This window comes from Ornithinimicrobium faecis, assembly GCF_023923225.1.
GTDB classification, from domain to species: Bacteria; Actinomycetota; Actinomycetes; order Actinomycetales; family Dermatophilaceae; genus Ornithinicoccus; species Ornithinicoccus faecis.
On the sequence record NZ_CP099489.1, the window covers coordinates 2,541,433 to 2,558,853 of the forward strand.

Here is a 17,421-nt window from a genome sequence, read left to right on the forward strand (position 1 = left end):
AGCCCTGCGGCTCAGACGGCGGCCTGCAGGTCCTCGATCCGGTTGGTCTGCTCCCAGGTGAAGGGACGCTCGACCCCGGCGGCCTCGGTGCGGCCAAAGTGACCATAGGCCGCGGTCGGCTGGTAGATCGGGCGCAGCAGGTCCAGCTCCTCGACGATGGCCGCCGGACGCAGGTCGAAGACCTTGGTGATGGCGTCCTGGATGCGCTCCACCGGCTGGGTCTCGGTGCCGAAGGTCTCAACATAGAGACCGACCGGGGTCGCCGTGCCGATCGCGTAGGCCACCTGGATCTCACAGCGACCGGCCAGGCCGGCTGCCACGACATTCTTGGCGACCCAGCGCAGGGCATAGGCGGCCGAGCGGTCGACCTTGGAGGGATCCTTGCCGGAGAAGGCCCCACCACCGTGCCGGGCCATCCCGCCATAGGTGTCAACGATGATCTTGCGACCGGTCAGGCCGGCGTCACCCATCGGTCCCCCGATGACGAACTTGCCGGTCGGGTTGATCAGGAGCCGGTGGTTGCCCGTGTCCAGCTGCAGCCCGTTGTCACGGGCGCGTTGCAGCACCGGCTCGATGACACGCGCCCGGATGTCCGGCTCGAGCTGGTCCCGCAGGCCGATGCCCTCGGCGTGCTGGGTGGACAGCACGATGGTGTCGAGACGCACCGCGCGGTCACCGTCGTATTCGATGGTGACCTGGGTCTTGCCGTCAGGGCGCAGATAGTCCAGCTCGCCGCTCTTGCGCACCTGGGTGAGCTGCTCAGCCAGGCGGTGCGCCAACCAGATCGGCACCGGCATGAGCTCAGGGGTGTCGTTGCAGGCATAACCGAACATCAGGCCCTGGTCGCCCGCACCCAACAGGTCATATTCGTCGGCCGAGGCGTTCTCACGCTGCTCATAGGCCGAGTCGACGCCCTGGGCGATGTCCACCGACTGCTCACCGATCGAGACCTGGACGCCGCAGGTGCGACCGTCGAAGCCCTTGTTGGAGTTGTCGTAGCCGATGCCCAGGATCGTCTCGCGCACGATGCGTGGGATGTCGGCATAACCCGTGGTGCGCACCTCGCCCGCGACGTGCACCAGACCGGTGGTCACCAGCGTCTCGACGGCCACCCGGGAACCGCTGTCCTGGCGCAGCAACTCGTCCACGATGCCGTCACTGATCTGGTCACAGATCTTGTCGGGGTGACCCTCGGTGACGGACTCGGAGGTGAAGAGACGAGGCACGGACGGAACTCCTGAGGTCGACGGTTGCTGCGAGCTGGGCGGGCGCCGGCACGACATTGCGCCCGACGGTGCTGCAGTCTATCCGTCGCCACCGACAGGGGTTCGGTCGCGCAGCAGGTGCGCCACCTCGTCCCAGACTGCTCCTGCGACGCTGACCTTGCTGGCCGGCCCGACCGTGCGTGCTTCGTCCGTGTCCGGTCGCAGCAGGTGCACTAGGGTGTCGTCCTTGCCAAAGGTGACGTCGCGGCCGACCTCGTTGGCCACCAGCAGGTCACAGCCCTTGCGGGCCAGCTTGGCGCGGGCGTGGCTGAGCACGTCGCCCGAGGCGTCCCCGGTCTCCGCAGCAAACCCCACGATGAGCGGGCTGGGCGCTGCACCACGATCGGCGACGAGGCCGGCGAGAATGTCGGGATTGCGCACGAGCTCGATGGTCGGGGCGCTGTGCTCCTCGCCGGGATCGTGCGACTTCTTGATCTTGGCCTCGAGATAGTCGCGGGGCCGGAAGTCCGCCACAGCGGCCGCCATCACCACCACGTCTGCGTGGTCGGCGCTGGCGTCACGGACCGCGTCCTGCAGGTCCAGTGCCGTCTCGACCTCGACGACATCGACGCCGGAAGGCACCGGGAGGGCAGAGTTGGCAGAGATCAACGTGACCCGCGCCCCGCGCGAGGCTGCGACCTGCGCGAGGGCATAACCCTGCTTGCCGGAGGACCGGTTGCCCAGGAAACGCACCGGGTCCAAGGGTTCCCTGGTGCCGCCGGCACTGACCACCACATGGCGCCCCTGGAGGGTCTGTGGGTCCTGGTTCGGTTGGTTCTGGTCCGGTTGGTTCTGGTCCGGTTCTGCCGCGGACTCGTATGCCGTGTCCTGGCTCGGTGCGCCCCCCGCCAGGGCGATTGCGGCGGCGAAGATCTCCTCGGGTTCCGGGAGGCGGCCCGGTCCGGTGTCGGTCCCGGTGAGCCGGCCCGCGGCCGGATCAAGGACGGACACGCCGCGCTCACGCAGCACGGCAACATTGGCGACCGTTGCCGGGTGGGACCACATCTCGGTGTGCATCGCCGGGGCCATCAGGACCGGACAGCGTGCGGTCAGCAAGGTGTTGGTCAGCAGGTCATCGGCCCGCCCGTGGGCGGCTCGAGAGAGCAGGTCGGCCGTGGCGGGGGCGACCACCACCAGGTCGGCCTCCTGGCCAAGGCGCACATGGGGCACCTCGTGGACCGAGGACCACACCTGGGTGGCGACCGGCCGGCCCGACAGCGCCGACCAGGTCGCCTCGCCCACGAAGTGCAGGGCGGCCTCAGTGGGCACCACCGTCACCTCGTGGCCGCCCTCGGTGAACAGCCTCAGCAGCAGGGCCGCCTTGTAGGCAGCGATGCCACCGCTGACACCCAGCACGACTCTCATCCGGATCGGTCTCCCTACGGTCGTGGGCGGCGGCTCTCGGGGCTGGCCTAGTTCTCGGGGCTGTCTTAGTTCTCGGGGCTGGTGGTGTGCAGCTTGCCCTGGTTGATCTCGTGCAGAGCGGTCGACAGCGGCTTGTCGGTCATCTCCGACTCCACGAGCGGACCGACATACTCCAGCAGACCCTCGGAGAGCTGGGAGTAGTAGGCATTGATCTGGCGGGCCCGCTTGGCGGAGTAGATCACCAGGGCGTACTTGGAGTCCGCGTGCTGCAGCAGGTCGTCGATGGGCGGGTTGGTGATGCCTTCCGGCTGGGCGATTGTGCCAATCACGTCAGGTGTGTCCTCGTCGTCTCAGTGCGCAGTCCGGGATCGTCGACGGCACCCTCTGGGGTCGTGTCGGCGCTGGTGCTGCGGTGGTCAAACATCAATGATACGAGTTCCTCGCCAGCACGTGAAACGTCGTCGTTCACGATCTGCACATCGAACTCCGAGACCGCGGCCAATTCCGTGCGTGCGGTCTGCAGTCGGATCTCTTGCTCGGCCTCGGTCTCGGTGCCGCGGCCGATGAGCCGGTCGACCAGATCCTCCCAGGACGGAGGGGTCAGGAAGACGAAGAACGCACCGGGCATGGCCTCGCGCACCTGGCGGGCCCCCGCCAGGTCGATCTCGAGCAGGGCCGGGCGTCCCGAGGCCAGGGTGCGCTCCACGGGGCCGCGTGGGGTGCCGTACTTGGCGCGTCCGTGCACGACGGCCCACTCCAGGAACTCCCCCGCCTCACGCAGTCGCTCGAACTCCTGGTCGTCGACGAAGTGATAGTGCACCCCGTCGACCTCGCCGGGCCTGGGCTCGCGGGTGGTCATCGACACCGAGAGCCACACCGTGGGGTGGTGCCGGCGCACATAGGCCGCGACCGTTCCCTTGCCGACCGCGGTCGGGCCGGCCAGGACAACAAGACGGGGGCCGACGCTTCGCAGCTCCTCGTCCTCCGGGTGTCCCGTGGTCTCCGGGTGCCCCGTGCCCTCCGGGGCGCTGGTCAAGGGGTGATCAACCCTGGTTGAAGTAGGCGAGCAGGTCGCGCGTCTGGTTGGCGCCCAGCCCGCGCACGCGGCGACTCTCGGAGATCCCCACCGTCTCCATGATCTGACGGGCCCGCACCCGCCCCACACCGGGCATCGACTCCAGCAGCGCGGACACCTTCATCTTGCCCACGATGTCGCTCTCCTTGCCCTCTGCCAGGACGTCCGTCAGGGACCCCTGCGCGTTCTTCAGCCGGTTCTTGACTGCGGCGCGCTCACGACGCGCGACCGCTGCCTTGGCGAGAGCCTCGGCTCGCTGCTCGGGTGTCAGCTGGGGAAGTGCCACAGTTGCTCCTTGATCGGTCTTCGACAAAGTCGTCTCTTGGGTCAATCACTTGCGTCATTCAACAATCATTACTGCGTCGGTCACGCTGCCGGCGGCGCCCGTGGTGCCCTCCCACCGAGTCAAGCCACACACCGAACTTAGCGACTTGGGGACAGCCTGCCAACCCGGGGTCAGCTCCACAACTTCGACGTCAGTTCTGCACTGAACCTAGCCGCTATGGCTCGGATCCGCTCCGGTGCGGGTCCGGCGGAGAGGATACCCCGACTGATCGGCACCAGGACGCGCCGCTCCAGCCCAGCGAAGGTCAAGGCCACGTCCTCGGCCTGCGCACCCTGCGCACCGACGCCTGGCGCCAGCACGACGGCGTGTGCTGCCGCCAGGTCGATGCCGAGCTGAGCAGGGGTGTCCCCCACCGTGGCTCCGACCACCAGTCCGACGTCACCGACGGGCTCGACGCCGGCATTGAGTCGCGCGACATCGTCGACGACGGAGCGAGCCACCGGCGGCTCCCCGGCGTGCTGCAGCGCCGCGGCCTCCGGGTTGGAGGTCAGCGCGAGGACAAACAGTCCGCGCCCGGTCTCGCGAGCGAGGTCCAGGGCCGGTGCCAGCGCTCCGGTCCCCAGATAGGGCGTGACAGTGATCGCATCGGCTGCCAGCGGCGCCCCGTCCTGCAGGTAGGCCTGGGCATAGGCGCGCATCGTGGACCCGATGTCGCCCCGCTTGACGTCGAGCACACTGAGCGTGCCGCTGCTGTGCAGGTCGGCGAGCAGGCGCTCGAGCACGGCGATGCCAGCGGATCCGTGACGCTCGAAGAAGGCCGACTGGGGTTTGACGGCAGCGACCTCACCGGCGACCCCCTCCAGGACCGCGTCGGTGAAGCGCGCCACGCCGTCCGCGGTGTCCGGCAGGCCCCACTGAGCGAGCAACTCCGGGTGGGGGTCGATGCCGACGCAGAGGGGGCCGCGCTCCTGCATCGCCGCGACCAGGCGGGCTCCGAAACGTGGTGAGTCAATGGCCATCGTCTGCTCCTTGGTGGTCCGGGTCGCTGAAGCCCTCACGGGCAGGAGGGTGTGGTGCCTGGGTCGCCGGGTCCGCGCCGGTCAGGGTCGCATGCACCCGCCACAGGGTCTCGGGATCGGTGAGTATGCCGCAGCCCACCTGGACCCCGTCCGCTCCGGCCCGGCGTGCCGCCAGTGAGCTGGGGCCGTCGTGCACACCGCCGACGGCCACGAGCGGCACCTCTGGCACCCGCCCGGCGGCGATGGCCGCTCGTAGAGCGGTGACCAGGCCGACGGTGACCGGCCCGACGGCAGGTCCCACCAGGTGCTGGCCGGGGCCCGAGGCTGGCACAGCGCCGCTGAGGACCAGGGCGCGGGCACCGCCGCCGACCGCTGCTCGGGCAGCGGCCACCGGGTCGGGACACTCGCCACCCAGCTTGGCCTGCAGCAGCAGGTCTCGCGGGAGCTGTTCTCGCGCAACGGAGAGCAGTTTGAGGCAGGCCTGTGGGTCGGCTGACCAGGGCCCGACCGGCCCGGATCCCAGCAGTCCTCCGAGCGCCGGACGCGTCCCCTCCCGCTGCGCTGCCAGGTCGATCTCCACACCGACCACGGTGCTGAAGTCCAGGGACCGTCTCAGGCGCTGCAGGGTGTCGGTCACGACCCCAGTGGTGCTGCCCCGGACCGCACACACCACGGGCAGCCCCCGTGCCCGGAACCACGGCAGCAGGTCCTCGACGACCTGGTCCACCGGCAGCACGGGGGCCGGCCGGTGCACCAGGCCCGAGGGGCTGGCGGTGATGCTCGCGCGCGGCTGGGCACCGCCGGGCAGCCCGATCGGCCCGAGCAGGAAGGCGTCCAGGGTGCTCAGGTCGCCGAAGCGCGCCAGCTCACGGCCCGTCCCGCCACAGCCGGCCGCGACCGTGACCAGGGGCACCCGGGTCATCGGACCTTCTCCCAGTCCACCAGGTCGCCGCGCACCACCGGGCCGTCGGCGCACGGGCGCAGCCAGGCCTCCCGCTGACCCGCCAGGGGGAGGTCGCAGGCCCCACACAGGCCGTGGCCGCAGACGTCGGTGCCGACGTCGTCCCCGCCCAGGTGGACCCCCGTCACCTGGCTGACCACGCCTGCCTGCTCGGCCACCCCGGCAACGGTGGCCGACAGGGAGACCGGCCCCACGGCATACAGCACCGCGGCGTCCGTCGATGAGGTGAGCGCGGTCAGCGCCTCGAGCACACTGTCCGGCTCCACCAGCACGACCCCGTCGGCGCTGCGCCGGGCCCGCACCAGGTCAACATGCTCCTCGGGGTTGGGTGCCACCGACAACAGGTGCGCCGAGCTGCCTCTGGCGCGCAGCCGCTCACACAACCAGCGCCCGGTCGCCCCGGCATCGCCCTGCGCCACCACGACTGCGGTGACGGGCGTCGTGGGCAGTCCGAAGCCCCGGCCCAGCGGCCCGGTGAGCGCAAGGCTGTCGCCCGCCTCCGGGAGCGTCACACCCGCTGGCCCACCCTCGCGCAGGACCAGGTCGAGCGTGCTGCCGAACCCCGGCTCGGTGCGCTCGTCGGCGATCCACCAGGTGCGCGGCAGGACCCGGTCCGAGGCGTCCGGCGGCGCGATCACAAACTGCCCCGGCCGCGCCCGCCTCGGGAGGGTGGGCACGACCACCGACAGCTGTCGGTAGTTGCCCAGGGCCCGGTTGGCCACCACCTCCCCGACGCGTCGGCGCAGCTGGGGGCTACTCATCCCGCCCCGGCCGCCACCGGTGGCTGCCCAAACAGGTCGAGGTGTGCCGCGTGCTCCTGCAGGGAGGCCACGTCCATCGGTCCGGCACCGGCCGCCTCGATGCCCAGGACCGCGGCACCGAGCTGCTGAACCGTCGTGATGATCGGACGGTCCAGGCCCGTGGTCGCCGCACGGATGGCATAACCATCGGCGCGAGCGCCCTGCCCCGATGGCGTGTTGATCACCATGTCGATCTGGCCGTCGGCGATCATCTCCACGATCGTCGGCTCGCCGTCCGGGCCCGGCCCCTGGCTGTGCTTGCGCACCACCTTGGCGGGGATTCCGTTGCGGCGCAGGACGTCTGCCGTGCCTGCGGTGGCCACCAGCGTGAACCCGAGGTCGGTGAGTCGCTTGACGGGGAAGATCATCGAGCGCTTGTCCCGGTTGGAGACCGACACGAACACTGTGCCGGATTGCGGCAGCCCGGAGCCGGCGCGGAGCTGGCTCTTGGCGAAGGCGGTGCCATAGTCCGCAGCGATGCCCATGACCTCGCCGGTGGAGCGCATCTCCGGTCCGAGGATCGAGTCGACCGCCTGCCCGGTCTGTGTGCGGAACCGGCGGAACGGCAGGATCGCCTCCTTGACCGAGACCGGGGCGTGCTCGGGCAGGTCTCCGCCGTCGCGGTGCCGGGGCAGCATGCCGTCCTCGCGCAACTCCTCGATGGTCGAGCCCAGCATCACCAGGGCCGCGGCCCGGGCGAGCTGGACGCCGGTGCCCTTGGCCACGAACGGGACGGTGCGGCTGGCCCGCGGGTTGGCCTCGAGCACGTAGAGGACGTCCTGCGCGAGCGCGAACTGCACGTTGAGCAGCCCGCGCACCCCGATCGCCTCGGCCAGCTTGTGCGTGGCCTCGCGGACCCGCGTCATCTCCTCGCGGCCGAGGGTGACCGGGGGCAGCACGCATGCAGAGTCCCCGGAGTGGATCCCCGCCTCCTCGATGTGCTCCATGATGCCGCCGAGATAGAGCTCGCGACCGTCATAGAGCGCGTCGACGTCGATCTCGATGGCCTCGTCCAGGAAGCGGTCGACCAGCACCGGGTGCTCCGGCGCCGCCGTGGTGGCCCGGGTGACATAGGTCGTCAGGGAGTCGTCGTCGTAGACGATCTCCATGCCGCGCCCGCCCAGCACATAGGACGGGCGGACCAGGACCGGATAGCCGATCTCCTGGGCCACCTCCAGCGCCTCGGCAGCGGAGTAGGCGGTCCCGTGCCGCGGTGCGATCAGACCGGTCTCGGCCAGGACGCGTCCGAAGGCCCCGCGGTCCTCGGCGAGGTCGATCGCCTCGGGCGAGGTGCCCACGATCGGCACCCCCTCGGCCTTGAGCGCGGCCGCCAGCCCCAGCGGGGTCTGCCCGCCCAGCTGGACGATGACTCCGGCCACCGGCCCGGCCGCACGCTCGGCGTGCACGACCTCCAGGACGTCCTCCAGCGTCAGCGGCTCGAAATAGAGCCGGCTGGACGTGTCGTAGTCCGTGGAGACCGTCTCCGGGTTGCAGTTGACCATCACGGTGTCAAAGCCGCGCTCCCGCAGCACCAACGAGGCGTGCACGCAGGAATAGTCGAACTCGATGCCCTGGCCGATGCGGTTGGGCCCGGAGCCGAGGATGATGACGGCCGGCTTCTCCCGCGGCGCCACCTCGGTCTCCGAGTCGTAACTGCTGTAGTGGTAGGGCGTGGTCGCCACGAACTCGCCCGCGCAGGTGTCCACGGTCTTGTAGACCGGACGCACGCCCAGGGCCTGTCGCACACCGCGCACCACGGCCTCCGGCTGACCGACGATCTCGGCGATCTGCGCGTCGGAGAAACCGTGCCGCTTGGCCCGGCGCAGCAGCTGCGGGGTCATCCGCCCCATCGCGTCGGCCGCGGACTCGGCCAGCTCCTCGGCGATCTGGTTGATCAGCACCATCTGGTCCAGGAACCACGGGTCGATGCCGGTGACCTCGTGGGCCTCCTCCACACTGATGCCGCCGCGCAGCGCCTGCTGCACCAGGATCAGCCGACCATCGGTGGGTGTCGCGGCCTCGGTGATCAGCGCCCGCGCCATCTCCTGCGTGGGCTGCTCGCCCGGGCGCCAGTGGAAGGAGGAGCCCTTGCGCTCCACCGAGCGCAGGGCCTTCTGCAGCGCCTCGGTGAAGTTGCGCCCGATGGACATCGCCTCACCGACCGACTTCATCGTGGTGGTCAGGGTCGGGTCGGCCAGCGGGAACTTCTCGAAGGCAAACCGCGGCACCTTGACCACGACATAGTCCAGGCTCGGCTCGAACGACGCGGGGGTCTCCTGCGTGATGTCGTTGGGCACCTCGTCCAGGGTGTAGCCCAGCGCCATCCGGGCGGCGATCTTGGCGATCGGGAAGCCGGTGGCCTTCGAGGCCAGCGCCGAGGAGCGCGACACCCGGGGGTTCATCTCGATGACGATGATGCGCCCGTCCTGCGGGTTCACGGCAAACTGGATGTTGCACCCGCCGGTGTCGACGCCGACCTCGCGGATGACCGCGATGCCGATGTCGCGCAACCTCTGGTATTCGCGGTCGGTCAGGGTCATCGCGGGGGCGACGGTGATCGAGTCACCGGTGTGCACGCCCATCGGGTCGAGGTTCTCGATGGAGCAGACGACCACGACGTTGTCGGCGTGGTCGCGCATGACCTCGAGCTCATACTCCTTCCACCCCATGATCGACTCTTCGAGGAGCACCTCCGTGGTGGGGCTGTCCTGCAGACCCGCCCCGGCGATCTGGCGCAGGGACTCCTCGTCGAAGGCAAAGCCGGAGCCGAGTCCGCCCATCGTGAACGAGGGGCGCACGACGAGCGGATAGCCAAGGTCCTCGGCCGCGGCCAGGCACTCGTCCATGGTGTGCGCGATGATCGACCGCGCACTCTCTGCGCCGCACCGCTCGACGACGCCCTTGAAGGCCTGCCGGTCCTCGCCGAGCTGGATCGCCTCGACGTTGGCCCCGATCAGCGGGCAGTTGTACTTCTCCAGCACACCGGACTCGTGGAGCGCGATCGCCGTGTTGAGGGCGGTCTGCCCACCCAGGGTCGCCAGCACCGCGTCGGGGCGCTCCTTGGCGATGATGGCCTCGACGATCTCCGGGGTGATCGGCTCGACATAGGTCGCGTCGGCGACGTCGGGGTCGGTCATGATCGTGGCCGGGTTGGAGTTGACCAGGACGACCCGCACGCCCTCCTCGCGCAGGACGCGGCACGCCTGGGTGCCCGAGTAGTCGAACTCGGCCGCCTGGCCGATGACGATCGGACCGGACCCGATCACCAGGACGCTGTTGATGGACTCGTTCTTAGGCATGGTCGCCCTCCTCCCCCTCGTGGCTCGGTTGCTCGTGGCTGGCGGACTGCATCAGGTCCGCAAAGCGGTCAAACAAATCGCTGGCATCGTGCGGACCCGCGGCCGCCTCCGGGTGATACTGCACCGAGAAGGCGGGGATGTCGGAGCAGGCGATGCCCTCCACCACGTCGTCGTTAAGCGCCACGTGCGACACCCGCACCGAGCCGTATGCCGAGTCCACGGCCTGGGTGGTGTCGCCACCTGGCCAGGCGATGGCAAAGCCATGGTTGTGACTGGTCACGGCGACCTTGCCGGTCGCCCGGTCCAGCACGGGCTGGTTCATGCCCCGGTGCCCGAACGGCAGCTTGTAGGTGTCCAGCCCCAGGGCACGGCCCAGCAACTGGTTGCCGAAGCAGATGCCAAAGAACGGGAGTCGGGCCTCCAGGGCCTGACGCAACAGGTCGATCTCACTGTCTGCGGTCGCCGGGTCGCCCGGTCCGTTGGAGAAGAAGAGTCCGTCGGGCGCGAGCTCGCGGACCCGCTCGAAGGTGGTGGCCGCTGGCAGGACGTGCACACGGATGCCCTGCTCGGCCATCAGGGCGGGGGTGCTGCCCTTGATGCCCAGGTCCAGTGCCGCAACGGTGAACCGGTGCTCGCCCACCGGCTCCACGACATACTCCTGCTGGGTGCTGACCTCGGCGGCCAGGGCCGCCCCCGCCATCTGGGGCGCGGCGTGCACCCGGGCCAGGAGGGACTGGACAGACTCCAGCGCCAGCTGGCCGGAGAAGATGCCCGCGCGCATGGCCCCCCGGTCGCGGATGTGCAGGGTCAGGGCCCGGGTGTCAACGCCGGAGATCCCGACCACGCCGTGCTCGGTCAGCGAGGTCTGCAGGTCGCCCTGGGAGCGCCAGTTGGACGGGCGGATCGCGGGGTCGCGCACCACGAAGCCGGCCGCCCAGATACGCTGGCTCTCCATGTCGAGCGCGTTGACGCCGGTGTTGCCGATGTGCGGCGCGGTCATCACCACGACCTGACGGTGATAGCTGGGGTCGGTGAGGGTCTCCTGATAGCCGGTCATGCCCGTGCAGAAGACCGCCTCGCCGACGGTCTCACCGACGGCGCCGTAGGCCTCACCCTCGAAGACGCGACCGTCCTCGAGGACCAGGATCGCTGGTGACTGCTCGCTCATGCGCTCGCTCCCCACACGAGGCCCTCACGGGCGGTCACTCGCCCGCGGAGCATGGTCAGGTGCACCCCGCCGGTCAGCTCACGACCGTGCCAGGGGTTGTTGCGCGACAGCGACTGTGAGGTGGCGGCGTCCACCACGACCTTGCGGTCGGGGTCGATGAGGGTGATGTTGGCGGGGGCGCCCACGGTGAGTCCTTGTCCCTGGTCGGTGAGTTGTGCGATGCGTGCGGGGTCGGTCGACATGGTGCGGGCGACGTCGGCCCAGGTCATGCGGCCCTGCGCCACCATCACGGTGCTGACGACCGACAGGGCGGTCTCCAGGCCGAGCATGCCGAACGCGGCGTCCACGAAGGCGTGCTCCTTGTCCTGGCGCACGTGCGGGGCGTGGTCGGTGGCGACGATGTCGATGGTGCCGTCGGCCAGGGCCTCGCGCAGGGCCTCGACGTCCTCCTGCGGGCGCAGCGGCGGGTTGACCTTGAAGACGGGGTCATAGCCGCTGAGCAGGTCCGTGGTGAGCAGCAGGTGGTGCGGCGTCACCTCGGCCGTGACGTCGATGCCCTGAGCCTTGGCCCAGCGCAGCACCTCGACACTGCCGGCGGTCGAGACGTGCGCGACGTGGACACGGGAGCCGGTGTGCCGGGCCAGCATGACGTCGCGGGCCACGATCGACTCCTCGGCAACGCCGGGCCACCCGGGCAGACCGAGTCGGCCGGAGAGCTCTCCCTCGTGGCAGCACGCGCTCGAGCCGGCTAGCGTCGGGTCCTGCGAGTGCTGGGAGATCACGCCGCCGAAAGACTTGATGTATTCGAGCGCCCGGCGCATCACGCGGGCGTCGTGGACGCACTTGCCGTCGTCGGAGAAGACGCGCACGCGGGCGCGAGAGCGTGCCATCAGGCCCAGCTCCGCGAGCTCCTCGCTGGCCAGGGCCTTGGTGACTGCCCCCACGGGGTGCACGTCGACATAGCCCGCGCGCTGGCCCAGGTCCCAGATCCGCTCGGCGTTCTCGGCCGTGTCGGTGACCGGGCTGGTGTTGGCCATCGCCAGGACCGCTGTGAAGCCGCCTGCGGCTGCGGCTGCCGATCCGGTCTCGATGGTCTCGGCGTCCTCGCGTCCGGGCTCACGCAGGTGGGTGTGCAGGTCGACCAGACCAGGCAGGGCGATCAGGCCCTCGCCGTGATAGCGCTGGGCGCCCTCGGGAGCCTGGTCGGCCGCGTCGGCCCCGGCTGCGGCGATGCGGCCGTCGACGACCAGGAGGTCCCCGGCCCCGGCACCGGCCAGGTCGGCCCCGGTGATCAGCAGCGGGGAGGTGTTGGTGGGACGGTCATCGGCGCTCATGAGGCGCTCCCTTCGCCGGACTGGTCTCCGGATCGTTCGCCGGACAGCAAGTGATAGAGGATCGACATCCGGATCGCGACACCGGCGGAGACCTGGTCCAGGACCAGGGACTGGGCGGCGTCCGCCGCGTCCCCGGAGATCTCCAGGCCGCGGTTCATCGGCCCCGGGTGACAGATCACCGCGTGGTCCGGGAGGAGACCCAACCGGGCCTTGGTGAGGCCGTAGGTCACGGCATACTCCCTGGCCGTGGGGAAGAACCCGCCGGACATCCGCTCTCGCTGGACCCGCAGCATCATGACGGCGTCCACGGTGGGCAGCACCGCATCGAGGTCGTGGGAGAGCTCGATGCCGTCGGCCTGCGCCCAGGCACCGATGCCAGCGGGCATCAGCGTGGCCGGGGCGACCAGGGTGACCTTGGCCCCCAGCGTGGTCAGGCACAGGACGTTGGAGCGGAACACACGGGAGTGGGTGAGGTCTCCGACCAGGGCCACGTGCCTGCCCTCGAGGTCGCCGAGGCGCTGGCGCATCGTGTAGGCGTCGAGCAGGGCCTGGCTCGGGTGCTCGTGGGTGCCGTCGCCGGCGTTGACGATCGAGCAGTTGGTCCACTGGGCGATCTGGGCCGGCGCACCGGAGGCCATGTGGCGGATGATCATCATGTCCACCCCCATCGCGTCGATCGTCTTGACCGTGTCGCGCAGGGACTCTCCCTTGGACACCGAGGTGCCCTTGCCGGTGAGGTTGATCGTGTCGGCCGACAGCCACTTGCCGGCCAGCTCAAAGGAGCTGCGGGTGCGGGTGGAGTCCTCGAAGAAGAAGTTGATGATGGTGCGCCCGCGCAGCGTCGGCAGTTTCTTGACGTCGCGGTGCTGGACCTCGTGCATGCTCACGGCGGTGTCGAGGATCTCGTTGATCTCGTCCCGGGAGAGGTCGGCGATGGACAGCAGGTGCTTCACAGCGTCTCCCCTCCGCTCGCCGGCGCGGAGATGACGACCTGGTCACTGCCGTCTGACTCCGCGAGCCGCACGGACACGCGCTCGGCGTGGGCCGTGGGGAGGTTCTTACCGACATAGTCTGCGCGGATCGGCAGCTCGCGGTGCCCGCGATCGACCAGCACGGCGAGGCGGACCGCGCGCGGGCGGCCCAGGTCCGCGAGGCTGTCGAGGGCTGCGCGCACGGTGCGGCCGGAATAGAGCACGTCGTCCACCAGGACCACCACCTTGCCGTCGACACCGCCCTCGGGCACCTGGCTGCGCTCCATGGCGCGGACCGGTTGGGAGCGCAGGTCGTCGCGATACATCGTGATGTCGAGAGTGCCCACCGGGATCTCGACGCCCTCGACGTCGTGCAGCGCGTCGGCCAGTCTGCGGGCCAGGGGGACGCCGCGCGTGGGGATCCCCATCAGCACCAGGTCCTCGGAGCCCTTGTTGCCCTCGAGGATCTCGTGGGCGATCCGGCGCAGTGCGCGGGAGATCTCGGCCTGGGCCAGCACCACCCGTCCACCGGTGTCGTCAGTTGGCCCCTCGGGGCCTCGGTCACGGGCAGGGCTCATGGCCCACTCCTTCCCCGCCTCACAGGACGGTGGTTAAAGGACGTCGTTGTATCTGGTGTGGTGCCCCGTACTCTACGCTCCCCGCCACCCCCACCTCCGACCGGGCGCGCGGTGTTGCGACCCTGACCCCCACCGAGCGCGCCGGCGACTGACAATCCGGCCCACTGAGCGCGCCGGCGACTGACAATCCATCCGACCGAGCGCGCCGGCGACTGACAATCCATCCGACCGAGCGCGCGGGCGCCTGACAATCCGGCCCACTGAGCGCGCGGGCGCCTGACAATCCGGCCCACTGAGCGCGCGAGGACCCGGGTCGGGAACCGAGCCGTATGCCGAGTCGCTGGCTCTCCCAGCGCCTCACCCCATCACGGGGTCGACCAGGCTGTGGACAACTTCAGCGCGCAGTGGTGTCTTTCCCGCACCCTGTGCAGATGCGACTCCCCCACGAACTGCGGTCATTAGGCCCCATCTTCACAAGGTCGAGCGCTCTGGAGGCCGGCTCCTCGGCATACGTCTTGGAGCGCACCACCGCTGACGGCGCACTGGTCCGCTTCGGGCGTGGCCTCTATCGGGTCCCGGTCGAGCTGGAGGATGGCCAGCCCTGGGAGGTTGCACGTGCCGAACACCTGCGGCGGTGTCGGGAGGCTCAGGCAGTCCACCCAGGACATGTCATCAGCCACCAGAGCGCCGCGGTCGTCCACGGCATGCAACTGCGGCTGCACCCAGCGATGAGCGTGCACCTCACGTCGGTGGACCGTGCTCCGTGCTCCCGTCGCGAGCCCGGGCTCGTCATGCACCACGCCGACTCGGTCTCAAACGATGTCGCGGTCGTGGACGGCATCCGCACCACGACGCCGGCTCGCACCATTGCCGATGTGCTGAGGACCTCGCGCCCGCCCAACTCCGTGGCACTGTTCGACGCTGCTGTGCGCGATGGGCTGGTCACCGCTCAGGCCGTTCGGCGCGTGCTGGACACCCAGGTGCGTTGGCGTGGTCGACCTCGAGCACGCCAGGCCATGCAGCTGCACGATCCGAGGCGGGAGTCCTGGCTGGAGTCGTTCTCGTTCGTCGCCCTCCACGAACTCGGTGTCCCCCTGCCGGAGCCCCAGGTGCAGGTGCTCGACGAGGGATTTCACTTTGTCGGGCGAGTCGACGGGCTGCTGGGCAGCGTGTTCCTCGAAGCCGATGGCGAGTCCAAGTACTACCTGCTGACCGAGGAGCTGGGACTCACCCCGGCAGAGTCAGTGGCCCGGGTCCTCGAGAAGCAGTCCGATCGTCATGAGCGACTCGTTGGGCTGGGTCTGCAGGGCGTTCGCTGGACAACCCGGGAGATCCAACGAGAGCCCGGGCTGGTTGCTCGACGAATATGGGCTGCCGTCAACACCGCCAATCCCGCTGACTTCAACGGCTGGCTGCGCATCGGTGACCGCATCACTCGACCCCAGCCCCTCCCGCACCGCGCTGCAGGTTGAGTGGCGCAGATCCGCTCACAGGCGGCGCGGCAAACGGCTCATCGGGCGCCCACGCGCTCGGTCGATCCAGAAACCAGGCGCCCACGCGCTCGGTCGACCCTGAGACCAGGCGCCCACGCGCTCGGTCGACCCTGAGACCAGGCGCCCACGCGCTCGGTCGACCCAGAAACCAGGCGCCCACGCGCTCGGTCGACCCTGAGACCAGGCGCCCACGCGCTCGGTCGACCCAGAGACCAGGCGCCCACGCGCTCGGTCGATTAGGCGAGGGTGGCCTTGACGTCGGAGACGCGGGCCAGCAGGCCGTTGACGAACTTCGGGGACTCGTCGGTGGACATGCCCGTGACGAGCTCGACGGCCTCAGAGATCGCGACCGGGTCGGGCACCTCGTCGTTCCAGACGATCTCCCAGGTTGCGACGCGCAGGGCAGCGCGATCGACCGAGGGCATGCGCTCCAACTGCCAGCCCTGGCTGTAGGTCTCCAGGACCTCGTTGATCTCGCCCCAGTGGGCCAGGACGCCCTCCACGAGGGTCACGGTGTATTCCGGGAGCGGGTGCTGGGTCGTCGGCGCGGCGACCCGCTCGGCCAGCAACTGACCGATGTTGAGCTCGCGGGCCTCCGCCTCGAACAGGATCTCCAGCGCCCGTTTGCGCGCCTTGGTGCGTGCTGCCACCGAGGGTCAGTCGTTCACACGGCCGAGGTAGGACCCGTCGCGGGTGTCCACCTTGACCTTCGTGCCGGACTCCAGGAACAGCGGCACCTGGATCTCGGCGCCAGTCTCGAGGGTCGCCGGCTTGGTGCCACCGGTGGAGCGGTCGCCCTGCAGGCCCGGGTCGGTGTGGGTGATCTCCAGGACGACGCTCGGCGGGAGCTCGACATACAGGACGGCGCCCTCGTGCTGGGCGATCATCGCCTGACCGTTCTCCAGCAGGTAGTCCTTGGCCGAGCCCATGATCTCCGCAGACACCGGGATCTGCTCGTAGGACTTGCTGTCCATGAAGATGAAGTCGGTGCCGTCGTTGTAGAGGTACTCGAAGTCGCTGCGGTCAACCGTGGCGGTCTCGACCTTGGTGCCGGCGTTGAACGTCTTGTCGATGATCTTGCCCGACGTGACGTTCTTGAGCTTGGTCCGCACGAAGGCCGGTCCCTTGCCGGGCTTGACGTGCTGGAACTCCAGCACCTGCCACAGCCCCTGGTCCATCGACAGGACCATGCCGTTCTTGAGGTCGTTCGTGGTTGCCACAGGCGTCTCTTTCGTATGTCGTGTGCCGCCCCGGCGCACAGGTTCACCCAGGTGGGGCACCAGTGGGGGGCTTGGGATCGTCGGTCAGTTTAACGGCTGGTCCCCTGCAGTGCTAATGACCGGCGAGGGCACGGAGGGCGAGCAGGTAGGAGGCGGCCCCGAAGCCGGCGATCGTGCCGGTCGCCGAACGCGCGACGACCGAGGTGTGCCGGAAGGTCTCGCGGGAGGCGGGGTTCGACAGGTGCACCTCGATGAGCCGGGACCCCATCCCGGCCAGGTGCGCGCACGCGTCTCCCACGGCATACGAGTAGTGGGTGAACGCCGCAGGGTTCAGGATGACGTCCCAGCCAGCCACCGCCGCCTCGTGCAGCCACCCGACCAGCTCACCCTCGTCATCGGTCTGCCGGCAGGTGGCCTGCAGCCCCAGCTCCTCAGCCTGCTCGACCACCTGCCGCTGGATGTCGTCGAGGGTCAGCGTGCCGTAGATCTCTGGCTCGCGGCTGCCCAGGGCCGCGAGGTTGGGGCCGCTGAGGACCAGGACGTGGCGTGTTGGACTGACTGGTTGGGACACGAAGACATCGTATGCG

General features: G+C 69.7%; 17 protein-coding genes. 1 reads left to right on the forward strand and 16 read right to left on the reverse strand.

The genetic code is table 11. From position 1 onward, the window contains the following. Positions 1-11: 11 nt before the first annotated feature. From metK to pyrR, 13 genes are all read right to left on the reverse strand, one after another. Positions 12-1,226: a methionine adenosyltransferase gene (gene metK, locus NF556_RS11805; protein WP_252591130.1), complete on the reverse strand. Its 1,215-nt coding sequence runs from the start codon at positions 1,224-1,226 to the stop codon at positions 12-14. Between the two features lie 78 nt (positions 1,227-1,304). Continuing rightward, on the reverse strand, positions 1,305-2,630 hold the full coding sequence (locus tag NF556_RS11810) for a bifunctional phosphopantothenoylcysteine decarboxylase/phosphopantothenate synthase (RefSeq protein ID WP_252591131.1): 1,326 nt from the start codon (positions 2,628-2,630) through the stop codon (positions 1,305-1,307). A gap of 65 nt (positions 2,631-2,695) precedes the next feature. Then, a complete protein-coding gene (gene rpoZ, locus NF556_RS11815) occupies positions 2,696-2,959 on the reverse strand; it encodes a DNA-directed RNA polymerase subunit omega (RefSeq protein WP_252591132.1) in 264 nt (87 codons plus the stop codon). Then, on the reverse strand, positions 2,956-3,603 hold the full coding sequence (gene gmk / locus NF556_RS11820; protein WP_252595793.1) for a guanylate kinase: 648 nt from the start codon (positions 3,601-3,603) through the stop codon (positions 2,956-2,958). Before gmk ends, rpoZ begins: the two co-directional genes overlap by 4 nt. Positions 3,604-3,673: 70 nt before the next feature. Further along, entirely contained in the window at positions 3,674-3,991 is a 318-nt protein-coding gene (gene mihF, locus NF556_RS11825; protein WP_252591133.1) for an integration host factor, actinobacterial type, read from the reverse strand. Between the two features lie 170 nt (positions 3,992-4,161). Then, on the reverse strand, positions 4,162-5,010 hold the full coding sequence (gene pyrF / locus NF556_RS11830; protein ID WP_252591134.1) for an orotidine-5'-phosphate decarboxylase: 849 nt from the start codon (positions 5,008-5,010) through the stop codon (positions 4,162-4,164). Continuing rightward, positions 5,000-5,932 carry a beta/alpha barrel domain-containing protein gene (locus NF556_RS11835; protein WP_252591135.1) on the reverse strand — a complete coding sequence of 311 codons (933 nt, stop codon included), beginning with the start codon at positions 5,930-5,932 and terminating at the stop codon, positions 5,000-5,002. Before NF556_RS11835 ends, pyrF begins: the two co-directional genes overlap by 11 nt. Then, complete coding sequence (locus tag NF556_RS11840) at positions 5,929-6,732, reverse strand: iron-sulfur cluster-binding protein (RefSeq protein WP_252591136.1); 804 nt, start codon at positions 6,730-6,732, stop codon at positions 5,929-5,931. Before NF556_RS11840 ends, NF556_RS11835 begins: the two co-directional genes overlap by 4 nt. Beyond that, positions 6,729-10,070, reverse strand: coding sequence for a carbamoyl-phosphate synthase large subunit (gene carB / locus NF556_RS11845; protein ID WP_252591137.1), 3,342 nt, complete (start codon positions 10,068-10,070; stop codon positions 6,729-6,731). The genes NF556_RS11840 and carB overlap by 4 nt, the downstream gene beginning before the upstream one ends. Further along, positions 10,063-11,238 (reverse strand): glutamine-hydrolyzing carbamoyl-phosphate synthase small subunit, encoded by a 1,176-nt coding sequence (gene carA, locus NF556_RS11850; RefSeq protein WP_252591138.1) that lies wholly within the window; start codon positions 11,236-11,238, stop codon positions 10,063-10,065. The genes carB and carA overlap by 8 nt, the downstream gene beginning before the upstream one ends. Continuing rightward, complete coding sequence (locus NF556_RS11855) at positions 11,235-12,572, reverse strand: dihydroorotase (protein ID WP_252591139.1); 1,338 nt, start codon at positions 12,570-12,572, stop codon at positions 11,235-11,237. The genes carA and NF556_RS11855 overlap by 4 nt, the downstream gene beginning before the upstream one ends. Continuing rightward, positions 12,569-13,525 (reverse strand): aspartate carbamoyltransferase catalytic subunit, encoded by a 957-nt coding sequence (locus tag NF556_RS11860; RefSeq protein ID WP_252591140.1) that lies wholly within the window; start codon positions 13,523-13,525, stop codon positions 12,569-12,571. Before NF556_RS11860 ends, NF556_RS11855 begins: the two co-directional genes overlap by 4 nt. Further along, the gene (gene pyrR / locus NF556_RS11865) at positions 13,522-14,121 is read right to left on the reverse strand and encodes a bifunctional pyr operon transcriptional regulator/uracil phosphoribosyltransferase PyrR (protein ID WP_252591141.1); all 600 of its coding nucleotides are present in this window, start codon (positions 14,119-14,121) and stop codon (positions 13,522-13,524) included. Before pyrR ends, NF556_RS11860 begins: the two co-directional genes overlap by 4 nt. Before the next feature lie 431 nt (positions 14,122-14,552). On the opposite strand from pyrR, the gene NF556_RS11870 reads away from it, so the two are divergent. After that, entirely contained in the window at positions 14,553-15,593 is a 1,041-nt protein-coding gene (locus NF556_RS11870) for a type IV toxin-antitoxin system AbiEi family antitoxin domain-containing protein (protein WP_252591142.1), read from the forward strand. A 257-nt stretch (positions 15,594-15,850) separates the two neighbouring features. On the opposite strand, the gene nusB is transcribed toward NF556_RS11870, so the two are convergent. From nusB to NF556_RS11885, 3 genes are all read right to left on the reverse strand, one after another. Further along, the gene (gene nusB, locus NF556_RS11875) at positions 15,851-16,264 is read right to left on the reverse strand and encodes a transcription antitermination factor NusB (protein WP_252591143.1); all 414 of its coding nucleotides are present in this window, start codon (positions 16,262-16,264) and stop codon (positions 15,851-15,853) included. A 6-nt stretch (positions 16,265-16,270) separates the two neighbouring features. Continuing rightward, entirely contained in the window at positions 16,271-16,834 is a 564-nt protein-coding gene (efp, locus tag NF556_RS11880) for an elongation factor P (protein WP_252591144.1), read from the reverse strand. A gap of 112 nt (positions 16,835-16,946) precedes the next feature. Then, complete coding sequence (locus NF556_RS11885; protein ID WP_252591145.1) at positions 16,947-17,405, reverse strand: type II 3-dehydroquinate dehydratase; 459 nt, start codon at positions 17,403-17,405, stop codon at positions 16,947-16,949. Between the last annotated feature and the right edge of the window lie 16 nt (positions 17,406-17,421).